We start from the raw sequence: 13,983 nt of genomic DNA, 5'->3' as shown, positions 1-13,983 counted from the left end.
CGGGTGTCGTAGAGCGTCCTGCGTCCGCTGCGCGGAATCGCTTGGCACGCGATTCCGCGATGCGCTCGTGGGGCCGGCTTGCGCGGCAGGTCGGGCCTGGGCCTCGTGGCGGCAGCCAGGGAACCGCGGAGCGTCGAGGCCGCCTGGAAACCCGGTCTCCCTCGACGGTTCGGGGTTCCCTCGATGACAGCGCAACCGCGATCGACGGTGTGCGGCTACTTGCTGATCGAGTAGCCCGCGCAGCGGGCGTATCGAGATCCACCAGTGCCGGAGGCGAGGTGTGCGGCCTCGTCCCTCGGCGGGCGTCGGTGGTCGGACGTACGGTGCGGGGATGGCGGAGGCGATCGGGCGGTGGTGGGAGCGGCGGCGGTTCTCGCGAGGAGTCGACGTGCCCTACGAGGTCGGGCGGTACCGCGAGGCGTGGTCGTCGTTCCCCGTGCTGGTGCGGCAGTACCGGCCCGAGTACAACGACGGCATCGTGCTGAGCCAGATCCCGCCGGCGGCCGATGTCTACCTCTGCTGGCTCTGCGACTCCGGACACCTCTTCGTCGCGACTCCCGACGAGCAGCGCCACCGTCCCGGCCGCGAGCGACGCCGCTCCTCCTGGTGCCCCGAGTGCGCGGCGCTCGCCCAGCCGCGGACCCCGCGGGCGCCGCAGAGCGACGCGCCGCCGAGCAGACCCGCCAGGGGGCCGCGGATCTGCGCGAAGACGCCCGAGCTCCCCGTCGGCGAGCCGTTCGCGAGCCGGTGCGCGCCTCCGCCCGCCTCGGCCGTCGAGGCGCGGCTGCGGGCGATGCTCGCCGCGCGCCTCGAGTTCGAGGCCGGGTTCACGGCGGTCCGCCTCGGGCGGCCGTTCTTCGACCATCTGGAGGCGTGGCCCGACATCGTCCTCGGCGAGCTGCGCGTCGCGATCGAGTACGACTCCACGGGCCGGCACGGCCTCGAGCACGTCGGCCGCCGCGAGGAGGCGGACCGGCGGAAGGACCGCGCGCTGCGGTCGGCGGGCTGGGAGGTCGTGCGGATCCGCACCGGCCGCCTCCTGCCGCTCGGACCGCACGACGTGACCGCCTCGGGGGTCTCGGCCGCCGTGGTCGACCGGGTGCTCGAGGAGCTGCGGCTGATCCGGGGAGACCTGCTGGTCGCCTCCTGGACCCGCTGACGGCTCGGGTGCACTGACGGCTCGGGTGCACGGGCCTCAGGTGCGCAGGGCCCTCAGGTGCGCAGGGCGAGCGCCTCGCTCCACCAGCGGCGGTGCAGCGCCCACGGGTCGGGTTCGCCGGCGGCGACCGCCTCGATGTGGCGGTCGAGCGCGGGGCTCCTGGTGAACCACTCCGTGCGCTCGAGCCGCTCGGCGGCGAACTGCGCGTGCCGGTGCTGCTCGAGCGCGCGGCCGCCCCGCTCGAAGGCGAGCAGCTCCTCGTGCCGCAGCCGGTGCAGGCGCTGGCGCGGGTTGCCGCTGGTGCCGATCTTGATGCGCTCGCCGAAGCGGATGTAGTAGACGACGTCGATCCGCGGCGGCGCGAGCTCGCCGTCGGGCACGTCGCCGAACCGCCACTCGCACGCGGCGCAGAGCCACGCGGAGGGGAGGTGGACGCCGAGCCGCGAGCCGCAGACGGGGCACGGCGACGGCAGGGCGTCGACCACGCCGCTCTCGCGGGCGACCCAGTCGTGCGCGAGCTCGAGATGCCCCGGGCAGAGGGGGAGCGGTGCGCGCGCGTCGGCGCCCGCCCGGCACCCGTCGATCGCGCAGCCGCTCATCCTCCGACGCTACGCGCGACCTCCGACACCGCGTCCTCGTGGCAGGAGCGGGTCAGGGCAGGCGGTCCACCAGGGCGGAGGCGACGCCCGTGTACGCGGCGGGGGTCAGTGCGAGCAGCCGTTCCCGCGCGGCCTCGCCGATGTCGAGCGAGCCGACGAACGCGGCGAGGTCCTCGGCACCGAGGCGCTTGCCGCGGGTGAGGTCCTTGAGCAGCGCGTACGGGTCGGTGATGTCGGAGCGGCCGGCGACCACCTCGGCGCGGATCACGGTCTGGATCGCCTCGGCGAGCACCTCCCAGTTGGTGTCGAGATCGGCGGCGAGGGCCTTCGGGTCGAGGTCGATCTCGAGCAGGCCGCGCGCGATGTTGTCGAGTGCGAGGAGGGAGTGGCCGAACGCGACTCCGATGTTGCGCTGGGTCGTCGAGTCGGTGAGGTCGCGCTGCAGCCGCGAGGTGACCAGGGTCTGACCGAGCGAGTCGAGCAGGGCGCTCGAGAGCTCGAGGTTGGCCTCGGCGTTCTCGAAGCGGATCGGGTTGATCTTGTGCGGCATGGTCGACGAGCCGGTCGCCCCCGCCTGCGGGATCTGCCGGAAGTAGCCGAGCGAGATGTAGGTCCAGACGTCGGTGCAGATGTTGTGCAGGATCCGGTTCGCGTGCGCCGCCCTGCCGTAGAGCTCGGCCTGCCAGTCGTGCGACTCGATCTGCGTCGTCAGCGGGTTGAAGACGAGGCCGAGGGACGAGACGAACTCGGCGGCCAGCGCCGGCCAGTCGGTGTCCGGGTCGGCCGCGAGGTGCGCCGCGAACGTGCCGGTCGCTCCGCTGAACTTGCCCAGGTACTCCGTCGCCTCGATCTGCGTGATGACCCGCTCGAGCCGGAACGCGTAGACGGCGAACTCCTTGCCCATCGTGGTGGGCGTCGCGGGCTGGCCGTGGGTGCGGCTCAGCATCGCCTCGTCGCGGTAGCGGACGGCGAGCCCGCGCAGGGAGTCGACGACCGAGCGGAGCTTCGGCAGCCAGATCTCGCCGACCGCCTGCCGCACCACGATCGCGTAGGAGAGGTTGTTGATGTCCTCGCTGGTGGCGGCGAAGTGGGTCAGCTCGGCGATGCGGTCGAGCCCGAGGTCGGCGAGCCAGTGGCGCACGAGGTACTCGACGGCCTTCACGTCGTGGCGGGTGCGGGCCTCGAGGGTCGCGAGCTCGTCGATCTCGGCCTGGCCGAAGTCGCGGGCGCGGCGGCGCAGCTCCTCGGCGGTGGCGGCGTCGACCGGCTCGGAGCCGAAGAGCCTCCGGTCGGTGAGGGCGAGCAGCCACTCGACCTCGACGTGCACGCGCGCGCGGTTGAGGCCGGCCTCGGAGAGGTACTCGCCGAGCGACGAGACGGCGCCGCTGTACCGGCCGTCGAGGGGGCTCAGCGGCTGGGTGGGGAGCGAGGTCATGCGGTGGGGCCTTCCGGGTGACGGTGGTCCGCGCGGGCCGCGGAGCCGGCGACGGCGGCGGAGCGCGCGTCGGGGGAGTCGGGGCGGGTCGCGCGATTGCCGCGCAGCCCCGGTTCGATCTGGGCGAAGAGCGACCGGCACGCGCTCTCGATGAGCGAGAGCACCTGGTCGAACGCCGCCGCATCGGAATAGTAGGGGTCGGGGACGTCGCCCTGCGGCGACAGCGACGGCTCGAAGGCGAGCAGGCGGCGCACCTTCTGCCGGTCCGTATCGGTGCGCGCCCACGAGCGCAGCGCCCGCTCGTGGCCGTGGTCGAGCGCGACGACGAGGTCGAACTCGTCGAAGCGGGCGGGGTCGAAGAGCTGCGCGCGGTGCAGGCCGCCGTCGAGGCCGCGCCGCTCGAGCGCGTCGAGCGCGCGGTGGTCGGCGTGCTCGCCGAGGTGCCACTCGCCCGTCCCGGCCGAGCTGATCTCGATGACGGAGGCGAGCCCCGCGCGCTCCGCGAGGGACCGCAGCACCACCTCGGCCATCGGGGACCGGCAGATGTTGCCGGTGCAGACGAAGCACACGGCGAAGGCCGAGGGCGTCGAGGAGCGGGGGGTCACCCGCCCATTGTGGCGCACCGCGGCTCCTCCACACCCGGCCGATCCGGCCGCTGTCCACGGGTCGGGCGGAGGCGGCCCCGCGGCCCGGCGCTTCCCGTCGAAGCTGGCCCGGACGAGGACGGAACGGAGGCGGTGCGGATGGTGATCGAGCAGCCGGCGGGGGCGACGGCGTGGCCGAGCGCGGAGTTGACCGCGCTCGCCGAGGGGATCGGCGGGGTCCGTGCGGCGGCGGCGGGCCTCCTGCCGGACGCCGACTGGGAGGACGACGCGGCGCGCGGATTCGCGGAACGGGCGAGCGAGCTCCTCGCGGGGCTCGCGGTCGCCGAGGGCGCGGCGCGGGGCCTGATGGGCGGGGGTGCGCGGTGAGGGCGGCCCTGCTCAGCCGCGTCGACACCGGCGAGCTGGACGAGCGACGGAGGGCGCTCGAGGCGGTGCTCCGTGGCCTCGGCGAGTGCACGGGTGCCGCGGCGCGGGCGGCTCCCGCCGTCGCCTCCGCCGCTCCTGAGCGCGCCGGCGAGCTCGAGATGCTCGCCCGGCGCCTGCACGGGCTCGAGGCCGAGGCGGTGCTGCTGCGCGACGCGCTGGGCGAGGCCGCGTCGGCGTACACGCGGGCGGAGGAGGGGCTCGAGGAGCGGCCGGTCCTCATCCCCGGCCGCGTGGCGCCGCTCGTCGCCGTCGTGAGCTCCGGCCTCCGGGCGGCGGAGTCGTTCGCCCGCCGTGTGCCCGGCGCGCGCGAGGACGCCGCGGTGCTGGTCGGGGCGACGGCCGAGGCGGTGTTCGGCTCGATCGGCGCCGCGGTGCGCGTGCTGGCGGGCGAGGACGGCGCCCGCGCCGAGCTCTCCGCCGAGAAGGAGGAGCTCGTGCGCGCGCTGCTCGGCGATCCGCTCGTCGTCGAGGGCCTGCGCGCGATGATCTCGGGGATCGGGCTCGGCACGGAGATCGGCGTCCTGCTGCTGCCGCCGCCGGTCAGCGCCGCCCTCGGGGGACGCCCCGCCGACGAGGTGATCGGCGGCGGCGTGAGCTCGGCGGCGGGCGTGCTCGTGGTCCTCGCGACCCTCTTCGGCGCGATCCCGGCGCCGGGGGAGCGCCGGGTGCGCGTCGAGTCGGTCGATCCGCCCCCGGTCCGGCTGGGGTCGGCGGCCACGCCGCCCGCGAGCTGGGGCGAGCTGGCCGGCCGCATCCCGCCGAGCGACCCCGACGGGCCCCAGGTGGTGATCGAGCGCTTCGGCGAGGAGTGGCTGGTGACGGTCTCGGGGACGACCGACTGGAGCAGCGACCCCGAGCAGGCGTTCGGTGCCGCGTCGAACCTGAAGGCGATGAGCGGCGGAGGCTCGGCGTCGGTCGCGGGGACGCTCGCGGCGATGGAGGCGGCGGGGATCCCCGACGGCGCCCCGGTGACGATCGCGGCGCACTCCCAGGGCGGGCTCGTCGCGCTCCGGGTCGCGCAGTCGGGGCGCTACGACGTGCACGACGTGGTCGCGTTCGGCAGTCCGATCCGCGGTCTCGATCTGCCCAGCGGCACGCGCTCGGTGTCGATCGAGCACTCCGACGACCTCGTTCCCGCGCTGAGCGGGTTCGGCCGCACCGCCGCCCAGGAGCCCGGGGTGATCGTCGTCGAGCGCGATTCACCAGACTCGACGCTGCAGGAGGGGGCCGTGCCGGCGCACGCGCTCGACTCCTACGTGGCGACGGCGCAGGCGCTCGACGCCGAGCCGCGGCTCGCCGCCACCGGTGCCGCTCTGTTCGGACTCTGGCGCGCGGCACCCGACTCGAGGGTCGCGATGCGGCTGACGACGGTGCCGGTCAGTCCTCGCGACGCCCGAGGAACGGCCGGACGAGCAGCCCGATGAACCAGTTGACGATCGCGAGCACGAGGGCGCCGAGCACGCCCCACCAGAAGCCGTCGACGACGAGACCGAAGCCGAAGAGCCCGCTGACCCACGCGGTCAGCAGCAGGAGGAGCCCGTTGACGAGGAAGGCGACCAGGCCGAGCGTGAGGATGTACAGGGGGAACGCGACCACGCGCACCACGCCGCCGACCACTGCGTTGACGACTCCGAAGATCACGGCGACCAGGAGGTACGTGAGGATCGCGGCGGTCGCCCCCTCCTCGTACGGATCCACGCGGACGCCGGATACGACCAGCGTGGTCAGCCAGATCGCGACGGCGTTGGTCAGGAGTCCGAGGAGGAGTCTGCGCATGCCTCCACTATCGCGGCCGGACGGGCCGGCCGCGAGAGGTTCAGGTGACGGGGTCGTCGATCGACGGAGTCGGCGCCGGCACGCAGAGGTCGGGATCGGTGCTGCAGTCGGGGACGGGCACGGCGGTCGGCTCGGGCTCCGGTTCGGGTTCCGGCGCGGGCTGCGTCGGGGCCGCCGTGGGCGCGGGGGCGTCGGTCGCCGGCGGTGGGGCGGGCGCGGGAGCCGGTGGCGGCTCGACCGGCTCCGGAGGGACGGTCGGTGCGGGCGCGGTCGTCGCGGGCGCGGGCTGCTGCGGGGCCTGCGGCGCGGGCGGGCCGCCACCGCTCCCGGGAGGCGGGATCAGCGGATCGCGAGCGTCGAGCACCTCCTGCGCCGCACCGGAGAGACCGGCGCGCGCCTCGACGGCCGCCTCGAGCCGGTCGATGGCGGCGGTCAGCGCCGCGCGCCGGGCGGAGGAGCCGCGGCCGGTGGCGAGAGCGGCCTCGCCGAGACCGCGCACCCGGTCGGCGAGCGCGAGCTCCGCCTCCGTGGTCGCCGTGGTCGCCTCGACGATCGCCTCGGCCGAGACCCCGCCGAGCGCGGAGTTGAGCGCGGCGACGGCCGAGAGCAGGGTGCTGCGCACCGCGCCCTCGACGGTGGAGTCGGTGGCGGTGAGGAGGGCGAGCGCGTCGTCGCGGGTCGCCAGTCCCTGCTCCTTCGCCGCCGTGAACTCGGCGGTGGCGGACACCTCGACCGAGACCACGCGCGCGGTCGGAGTCGGCTCGGCGCCGTCGCTCGAGGGTGCGCAGGAGGCGAGGGAGACGGCGACCGCCGCGACGACCAGGGCGGCAGTGGCGCGCGCGAGCGGTCCCCGCACAGGGTGCTGCCGCTCGGCTCGCCATCGACTCCGCATCATTGAACCCTAATCGGGGGGATCGCCGGCGGGCGCCCCTCGAAGGGGGACGCCGAGCGTTCGACACCCGATCGTGATCCTCGCGCCGAGCGCGCCGCGGCCCTGTCGGCCCCTCGGCCTAGCATGGGGCGGGTGACCGATCAGCAGGGGCCTCCCGTCCGACTCCGTCCCGAGATCCTCGCCCTCCCGGCGTACCGCCAGGGCCGAGCGGCCTCCGCCGACGCGTTCAAGCTGTCCTCGAACGAGAACCCGTTCGATCCGCTGCCCTCGGTGCTCGAGCGGGTGCGCGGAGTCGACGACTTCAACCGCTACCCCGACGCCGCGGCCACCGCGCTGCGGACGGCGCTCGCCGAGAGCTACGGCGTCGGCATCGACGAGGTCATCGTCGGAGCCGGATCCGTCGCCGTCATCGCCCAGCTCATCAGCGCCGCCGCCGGAGAGGGCGACGAGGTCCTCTACGCCTGGCGCTCGTTCGAGGCCTACCCGTCCCTGGTGACCACCGCGGGAGCGACCAGCGTCCGCGTCCCGCTCCGCCCCGACGACACCCACGACCTCGACGCGATGGCGCAGGCGATCACCGAGCGCACGCGACTCGTGATCATCTGCAGCCCCAACAACCCCACCGGCACCGTCGCGCAGGCCGACGACGTGGCGGCGTTCCTCGACCGGGTCCCCTCCGACGTCCTCGTCCTCCTCGACGAGGCCTACGCCGAGTTCGTCCGCGACGAGCGCGCCGTCGACGGCACGACCCTCCTCGCCCGCCACCCCAACCTGGTGATCGCGCGCACCTTCTCGAAGGCCTACGGCCTCGCGGGCCTGCGGGTCGGCTACGCGATCGGGCACCCGCGCATCCTCGACGCCGCGCGCTCCACCGCCATCCCGCTCTCGGTGACCCGCTTCGCCGAGACCGCCGCCATCGCCTCGCTCGAGCACCGGGAGGAGCTGCTCGAGCGGGTGCACCGCATCGTGCTGCTGCGCGACCAGCTCTGGCAGGCGCTCCTCGACCAGGGCTGGACCCTCCCGAAGTCCGAGGCGAACTTCCTCTGGTTCGACACCCGCGACGAGACGGAGTGGGCCGCCGGGGTGTTCGAGCGGGCCGGCGTCGTGGTCAGGGCGTTCCCGCCGGAGGGCATCCGCGTGTCCGTCGGCGAGGCGAGTTCTGTCGACAAGCTCCTCTCCGCGGCGGCGGACATTGTCGAGACCCTCCCCGAGGGCCATCCGGCCAGGCGGATAGGTTAGTCGGGTGGTAGCCACCAGCACGCAGTCGCCGACGGTCCAGTTCCTCACCGCGGACGGTCGCTTCGCACCGACCCCCGCCGCCGAGCAGTACGCGTCCCGGCTCGAGGGGATCGGCGAGGAGCAGCACCGCTCCTTCTACCGCGAGATGGCGGTCGTCCGCCGGTTCGACATCGAAGCCGCCAACCTGCAGCGGCAGGGCCAGCTCGGGCTCTGGGTCCCGAGCCACGGCCAGGAGGCGGCGCAGGTCGGCTCCGCCTTCGCGCTGCGCCCGCAGGACCACGTCTTCCCCTCCTACCGCGAGCACGTCGTCGGCAAGATCCGCGGCATCGACCTCCTCGGAGTCCTCGCGCTGCTGCGCGGAGTCACCCACGGCGGCTGGGACCCGAAGGACTCGGCGAACGGCAACTTCCACCTCTACACGCTGGTCCTCGGCTCGCAGGCGCTGCACGCGACCGGCTACGCGATGGGCCTCACCTTCGACGGCGCGACCGGCACCGGGGACCCCGAGAAGGACGCCGCGGTCGTCGTCTACTTCGGCGACGGCGCCTCGAGCCAGGGCGACGTCTCCGAGGCGATGGTCTTCGCCGCCAGCTACCGCACGCCCGAGGTCTTCTTCCTCCAGAACAACCACTACGCGATCTCGGTGCCCGTCGCGACCCAGTCGCGCAGCCCCCTCTACCTCCGCTCCTCCGGATTCGGCATCCCGGGTGTGCAGATCGACGGCAACGACGTGCTCGCGAGCTACGCCGTCACCGCCCAGCACCTCGACGACGCGCGCTCCGGCGGCGGTCCCCAGTTCATCGAGGCACTCACGTACCGCATCGGCGCGCACACCTCGAGCGACGACCCGACCAAGTACCGCACCGACGACGAGCTCGCCTCGTGGGTCGCCAAGGACCCGATCACCCGCTTCGCCGCCTACCTCCGCTCCGAGGGCGCCCCGCAGTCGTTCTTCGACGAGGTCGACGAGGAGGCCGCGGACTTCGCCGCCGACATCCGCCGCCGGCTCCTCGCGCTCGAGGCGCCGCCCACCGACGTGATCTTCGATCACGTCTACTCCGAGCCGCATCCGCAGCTCGAGGAGCAGAAGGCGTGGCTCCAGCGCTACGAAGAATCGTTCGGAGGCGAGTGATGACGATCGACACCAGCACCACGACGCTCCAGCCGGCCCTCTCCGAGGTCCAGCTGGAGTCGATGTCCATGGCCAAGGCGCTCAACGCCGGCCTCCGCCGCGCGATGACCGAGAACGACCGCGTCCTGCTCATGGGCGAGGACATCGGCCCGCTCGGCGGCGTGTTCCGCATCACCGAGGGCCTGCACGCCGAGTTCGGACCCAAGCGCGTGCTCGACACGCCCCTGGCCGAGTCGGGGATCGTGGGCACGGCGATCGGACTCGCGATGCGCGGGTTCCGGCCCGTCTGCGAGATCCAGTTCGACGGCTTCATCTACCCGGCGTTCGACCAGATCACCTCGCAGCTCGCCAAGATGACCAACCGGCACGAGGGCGGTCTCACGATGCCCGTCGTCATCCGGGTGCCCTACGGCGGGCACATCGGCGCCGTCGAGCACCACCAGGAGAGCAACGAGGCCTACTTCGCCCACACGGCGGGGCTCCGGGCCGTCAGCCCCTCCACCCCGAACGACGCGTACTGGATGATCCAGGAGGCGATCGCCTCGGACGACCCGGTGATGTTCTTCGAGCCGAAGAGCCGCTACTGGCCCAAGGGCGACGTCGACCTGCGCTCCTCCGCCGCGCCGCTGCACGCCTCGCGCGTCGTGCGCCAGGGCGAGGAGGTCACGCTCGTCGGCTGGGGCCCGATGGTCTCGGTCCTGCTGCAGGCCGCCGAGCTCGCGGGCGAGGAGGGCACGAGCGTCGAGGTCGTCGACCTGCGCTCGCTGGCTCCCATCGACTGGGAGCCGCTGCTCGCCTCCGTGCGCAAGACCGGCCGACTCGTGGTCGCCCAGGAGGCCTCGGCGAACGTCAGCCTCGGCTCTGAGATCGCCGCGACGGTCACCGAGAAGGCCTTCTACTCGCTCGAGGCACCCGTCCTCCGGGTCGCCGGCTTCGACGCCCCGTTCCCGCCCGCCAAGGTCGAGAAGCTCTTCCTCCCCGACGTCGACCGCGTGCTCGAGGCCGTCGACCGCTCGCTCGCGTACTGACGCGCCCCCACTTCATGAACGACCGGCACAGCCAGGAGTCCCGACGATGACAGAGCAGTTCCTCCTCCCCGATGTCGGCGAGGGTCTCACCGAGGCCGAGATCGTCGCCTGGAAGGTCAAGGTCGGCGACGAGGTGGCCGTCAACCAGGTGCTCGTCGAGATCGAGACCGCGAAGTCGCTCGTCGAGCTGCCCTCGCCGTTCAGCGGCACCGTCGTCGACGTGCTCGTCGACGAGGGCCAGACCGTCGATGTGGGCACGCCGATCATCACGGTCAGCTCCGGTGCCGGAACGGTCGGATCCGAGGTCCCGGCGATGCCCGCCCAGGCGGCACCCGCGACTCCGCCGGCGCCCTCGACCACCGAGCCCGGCGAGGGCTCCGGGGCCGCGCTGGTCGGCTACGGCACCGCGGGCGGGCACGTCGCGACGCGCCGGCGCCGCCCCGCCGCGTCCGCTCCGGAGGCACCGGCCCGCCCCGCCGCTCCCGTGCGGCCCGCGTCGGTCCCCGCGGCCGCAGCGCTCCCCGTCATCGCGAAGCCGCCCATCCGCAAGCTCGCGAAGGACCTCGACGTGAACCTCCTCGAGGTGCAGGCGACGGGACTCGCCGGCGAGGTCACCCGCGACGACGTCATCCGGCACGCGTCGCAGGCCAGCGTGTTCCGCAACATCCAGACCCCGGAGTGGGGCGACTCCCGCGAGGAGCGGATCCCCGTCCGCGGCGTCCGCAAGGCCATCGCCGCCGCGATGTCGCACAGCGCGTTCACCGCGCCGCACGTCAGCGTCTTCGTCGACGTCGACGCGACCCGCACCATGGAGTTCGTCAAGCGCCTGAAGAACTCGCCCGACTTCGCCGGCGTCAAGGTCTCGCCGCTGCTGATCATGGCGAAGGCCGTGATCTGGGCGGTCCGCAGGAACCCGACCGTCAACTCCGCGTGGACCGACTCCGACATCATCGTGCGCCACTACGTGAACCTCGGGATCGCCGCAGCGACCCCGCGGGGACTCATGGTCCCCAACGTGAAGGAGGCGCAGTCGATGAGCCTCCTCGAGCTGGCGAGCGCCCTCGAGTCGCTGACGCTCTCGGCCCGCGACGGCAAGACCCAGCCCGCCGACATGCAGAACGGCACCATCACCATCTCGAACATCGGCGTGTTCGGCATGGACACCGGCACCCCGATCCTCAACCCCGGCGAGGTCGCGATCATCGCCCTCGGCACGATCAAGCAGAAGCCCTGGGTCGTCGACGGCGAGGTCCGCCCCCGCTTCGTCACCACGGTCGGCGGATCCTTCGACCACCGCGTGGTCGACGGCGACGTCGTCAGCCGCTTCGTCGCCGACGTCGCCAGCGTGCTCGAGGAGCCGGCGCTGCTGCTGGACTGAGCTCGCAGGTCGGTCTCCTCGTTCCTCGTCGATCTCCGCGCGGTCGGCTCTTCGAGGTGGTGACGCTCCCGAGGGCGTGTCGCGTATCGGCACGACGAATCGCTCGAACGCGCTTAGCCGGCGCATCATCAGCGGAGAAGCGGGTCGCTCGGCCGGCAGCGGAGGCCGGGTCGTCTCCGCTGATGTTGCGCGAGGATCAGTCCGTGGCCGTGCCGAACGAGTGCAGGTCGAGCCCGGCGCTGAGCAGCTCGCTCGCGAGGGCGCCGCGGACGCTCGTGCCCTGCTCGTCGAGCGGCGGGCTGACCACGGCGGCGCCCAGGCGGCCGGGCGCCGAGAGCACGATCGCCCCGGACACACTGGACTTGGCGGGGATGCCGACGGCGCGCATCCACCGGCCGGAGCCGTCGTAGACGCCGCAGGTCGCCATCACGGAGACGACGTCGCGGGCGACCCGCGCGGGCACCACGCGCTCGCCCGTCACCGGGTTAACGCCGCCGAGCGCGAGCGTCGCGCCCATGACCGCGAGCGCCGACGCGTCGACCAGCACCGCGCACGCGCGGGCGTAGGCGGAGACCGCGTCGTCGGCGCCGAGGTGCAGCGTCCCCTCCGCCCGCATCAGGTGCGCGAGGGCGTGGTTGCGGTCGCCGAGGAGGTGCTCGTTGCAGGCGACGCTCTCGTCGACGTCGAGCGGACGGCCGGCGAAGGCCGACAGTCCGCGGAGGATGCGGGCGCTGCGGCCGCGCTCGTCGCCTCCGTCGACCAGAGCGGCCGTCAGCAGCGCGCCCGCGTTGACCATCGGGTTCGGCGGGCGGCCCGTGCCGCTCTCGAGCTTCAGCGCGTCGAACGCCTCGCCGGTCGGCTCGATGCCGACGCGATCGAGCGCGCCGCCGTCGGTGTCGAGCAGCGCGAGCGCGAAGAGGAACGGCTTGACCGCCGACTGGATGCTGAAGGGCGCGTCGGACTGGGCGCTGGTGCGCACCGTGCCGTCGGGGAGCGCGAGGGCGAGCGCGCAGAGACCCGGGTCCGCGGCGGCGAGCTCGGGGATGCTGTCGTCGACGGCGCCGCCGCTCTCCTCGAGCACGCGCTCCCGCAGCTCGTCGAGGTCGAAGGCGAGGGGATCGGGGAGTGCGCTCATCGCTCCACTGTGACAGGGGCGGCTGGGTGCGGCTCAGCCGATGATCCGGCGCACCGCCTCCTCGACGACGGCGTCGTCGGCGGGCTGGTCGTCGAGCGCGCGGTGGATCGTCAGGCCCTCGGTCAGCGCGTCGATCATCCTCGCCGTCAGCGGGTCGAAGTGCTGCTCGAGGGCGGCGCGGGAGCGGGCCATCCAGGTGTGCGTGATGACGCGGTACTCCGGCCGCCGCGCGGCGAGCGTGTAGAGCTCGTGGGTGAGCACGAGCTCGCGCCGACTGCCGAAGATGTCGTGCACGACGACGTCGATCACGGCCTGTCGCGCCTCGTCGGGGGTGCTCGCGTCGTCCATCCGGCGCTGCGTCTGCGCGGCGACGGTGTCGGCGAAGCGCGTGAACGCCTCGTGCAGCAGCTCGTCCATGCCGGTGAAGTGGTAGCTCATCGACCCGAGCGGCACGTCGGCCGCGGCGGCGACGCGGCGGTGCGAGGTGCCGGTGACCCCCGCCTCCGCGATCACGTCGAGGCAGGCGTCGATGATCCGGTCGCGCCGGTGCGGGTCGGTGCGCCGCGGGGAGCGCTCCGCGCTCACTCGGCGATGCTCCGCAGCACGCGGGCGGGGTTGCCCACCGCGACGACCCCGGCGGGGATGTCGCGCGTGACGACCGAGCCCGCCCCGATGACGCTGTCGTCGCCGATGCTCACGCCGGGGCAGACGATCACCCCGCCGCCCAGCCACACGTTGTCGCCGATCGTGATCGGCAGCGCCGCCTCGAGCTTGTCGCGGCGCGGGCCGGGCTCGACCGGGTGCGTCGGGGTCAGCAGCTGCACGTTCGGGCCGATCTGGCAGTCCTCGCCGATCGTGATCGTGGCGACGTCGAGCGCGGTGAGGTTGTAGTTGACGAAGGTGCGCGCGCCGATCGTGATGTTCTCGCCGTAGTCGACGAACAGCGGAGGCTTCACGAACGCGCCGTCGCCGAGCGACCCGATCAGCTCGTCGAGCAGCGGGCGGGCGGCGGCCTCGTCCTCGACGGCCGCGCGGTGGTAGGCGTCGGCGAGGCGCACGGCGCGCTGGGCGAGGCGGGCGTTCTCGGGGTCGTCGGCGATGTAGAGGTCGCCGGCGAGCATCCGCTCGCGATTGGTGCGGTCGTCTCCGGCGAAGTGGTCCATGTGCACGATCGTACAC

At 73.6% G+C, this 13,983-nt stretch carries 15 protein-coding genes; 7 read left to right on the top strand and 8 right to left on the bottom strand.

Features of this window, described 5'->3' with window-relative positions; genetic code table 11:
* Positions 1–331: 331 nt before the first annotated feature.
* Entirely contained in the window at positions 332–1,159 is an 828-nt protein-coding gene (locus tag GSU68_RS16370) for a hypothetical protein (RefSeq protein ID WP_159909713.1), read from the top strand.
* A 53-nt stretch (positions 1,160–1,212) separates the two neighbouring features.
* Here the strand turns inward: GSU68_RS16370 and GSU68_RS16365 are convergent, their stop codons facing one another.
* From GSU68_RS16365 to GSU68_RS16355, 3 genes are read right to left on the bottom strand one after another with little or no spacing between them, the layout of a single operon-like run.
* Entirely contained in the window at positions 1,213–1,758 is a 546-nt protein-coding gene (locus GSU68_RS16365) for a GIY-YIG nuclease family protein (RefSeq protein WP_159909712.1), read from the bottom strand.
* Positions 1,759–1,810: 52 nt separating this feature from the next.
* The gene (purB, locus tag GSU68_RS16360) at positions 1,811–3,193 is read right to left on the bottom strand and encodes an adenylosuccinate lyase (protein ID WP_159909711.1); all 1,383 of its coding nucleotides are present in this window, start codon (positions 3,191–3,193) and stop codon (positions 1,811–1,813) included.
* Positions 3,190–3,798, bottom strand: a complete 609-nt coding sequence (locus GSU68_RS16355) for a low molecular weight protein-tyrosine-phosphatase (protein WP_348272498.1) — start codon at positions 3,796–3,798, stop codon at positions 3,190–3,192. The genes purB and GSU68_RS16355 overlap by 4 nt, the downstream gene beginning before the upstream one ends.
* Positions 3,799–3,936: 138 nt before the next feature.
* Between GSU68_RS16355 and GSU68_RS16350 the strand changes: the two genes are divergently transcribed.
* A complete protein-coding gene (locus tag GSU68_RS16350) occupies positions 3,937–4,164 on the top strand; it encodes a hypothetical protein (RefSeq protein ID WP_159909710.1) in 228 nt (75 codons plus the stop codon).
* Positions 4,161–5,648, top strand: a complete 1,488-nt coding sequence (locus tag GSU68_RS16345; protein ID WP_159909709.1) for a hypothetical protein — start codon at positions 4,161–4,163, stop codon at positions 5,646–5,648. The genes GSU68_RS16350 and GSU68_RS16345 overlap by 4 nt, the downstream gene beginning before the upstream one ends.
* On the opposite strand, the gene GSU68_RS16340 is transcribed toward GSU68_RS16345, so the two are convergent.
* Together GSU68_RS16340 and GSU68_RS16335 are read right to left on the bottom strand one after the other, a co-directional pair.
* Complete coding sequence (locus GSU68_RS16340) at positions 5,602–6,000, bottom strand: phage holin family protein (RefSeq protein ID WP_159909708.1); 399 nt, start codon at positions 5,998–6,000, stop codon at positions 5,602–5,604. The genes GSU68_RS16345 and GSU68_RS16340 overlap by 47 nt on opposite strands.
* Before the next feature lie 40 nt (positions 6,001–6,040).
* A complete protein-coding gene (locus GSU68_RS16335; RefSeq protein WP_159909707.1) occupies positions 6,041–6,856 on the bottom strand; it encodes a hypothetical protein in 816 nt (271 codons plus the stop codon).
* 168 nt (positions 6,857–7,024) lie between these two features.
* Here GSU68_RS16335 and hisC point away from each other — a divergent pair, with 168 nt between their 5' ends.
* The 4 genes from hisC to GSU68_RS16315 are packed head-to-tail and all read left to right on the top strand — an operon-like array spanning position 7,025 to position 11,669.
* A complete protein-coding gene (hisC, locus tag GSU68_RS16330; RefSeq protein WP_244259316.1) occupies positions 7,025–8,131 on the top strand; it encodes a histidinol-phosphate transaminase in 1,107 nt (368 codons plus the stop codon).
* A 4-nt stretch (positions 8,132–8,135) separates the two neighbouring features.
* Positions 8,136–9,263, top strand: a complete 1,128-nt coding sequence (locus GSU68_RS16325) for a thiamine pyrophosphate-dependent dehydrogenase E1 component subunit alpha (RefSeq protein ID WP_159909705.1) — start codon at positions 8,136–8,138, stop codon at positions 9,261–9,263.
* The gene (locus tag GSU68_RS16320; protein ID WP_159909704.1) at positions 9,263–10,291 is read left to right on the top strand and encodes an alpha-ketoacid dehydrogenase subunit beta; all 1,029 of its coding nucleotides are present in this window, start codon (positions 9,263–9,265) and stop codon (positions 10,289–10,291) included. Before GSU68_RS16325 ends, GSU68_RS16320 begins: the two co-directional genes overlap by 1 nt.
* A gap of 46 nt (positions 10,292–10,337) precedes the next feature.
* The gene (locus tag GSU68_RS16315) at positions 10,338–11,669 is read left to right on the top strand and encodes a dihydrolipoamide acetyltransferase family protein (RefSeq protein ID WP_159909703.1); all 1,332 of its coding nucleotides are present in this window, start codon (positions 10,338–10,340) and stop codon (positions 11,667–11,669) included.
* Positions 11,670–11,865: 196 nt separating this feature from the next.
* Here GSU68_RS16315 and glsA read toward each other — a convergent pair whose 3' ends face one another.
* From glsA to GSU68_RS16300, 3 genes are read right to left on the bottom strand one after another with little or no spacing between them, the layout of a single operon-like run.
* Positions 11,866–12,804, bottom strand: a complete 939-nt coding sequence (gene glsA / locus GSU68_RS16310) for a glutaminase A (protein ID WP_159909702.1) — start codon at positions 12,802–12,804, stop codon at positions 11,866–11,868.
* Between the two features lie 33 nt (positions 12,805–12,837).
* Positions 12,838–13,389: a TetR family transcriptional regulator gene (locus tag GSU68_RS16305; protein ID WP_159909701.1), complete on the bottom strand. Its 552-nt coding sequence runs from the start codon at positions 13,387–13,389 to the stop codon at positions 12,838–12,840.
* Complete coding sequence (locus GSU68_RS16300; RefSeq protein WP_159909700.1) at positions 13,386–13,973, bottom strand: sugar O-acetyltransferase; 588 nt, start codon at positions 13,971–13,973, stop codon at positions 13,386–13,388. Before GSU68_RS16300 ends, GSU68_RS16305 begins: the two co-directional genes overlap by 4 nt.
* Between the last annotated feature and the right edge of the window lie 10 nt (positions 13,974–13,983).

The sequence above is a fragment of the Rathayibacter sp. VKM Ac-2759 genome (assembly GCF_009834225.1).
In the GTDB taxonomy this organism is placed as follows: domain Bacteria; phylum Actinomycetota; class Actinomycetes; order Actinomycetales; family Microbacteriaceae; genus Rathayibacter.
The sequence above is the reverse complement of the archived record's forward strand: the minus strand, read 5'-3'. Positions and strand labels throughout refer to the sequence as shown.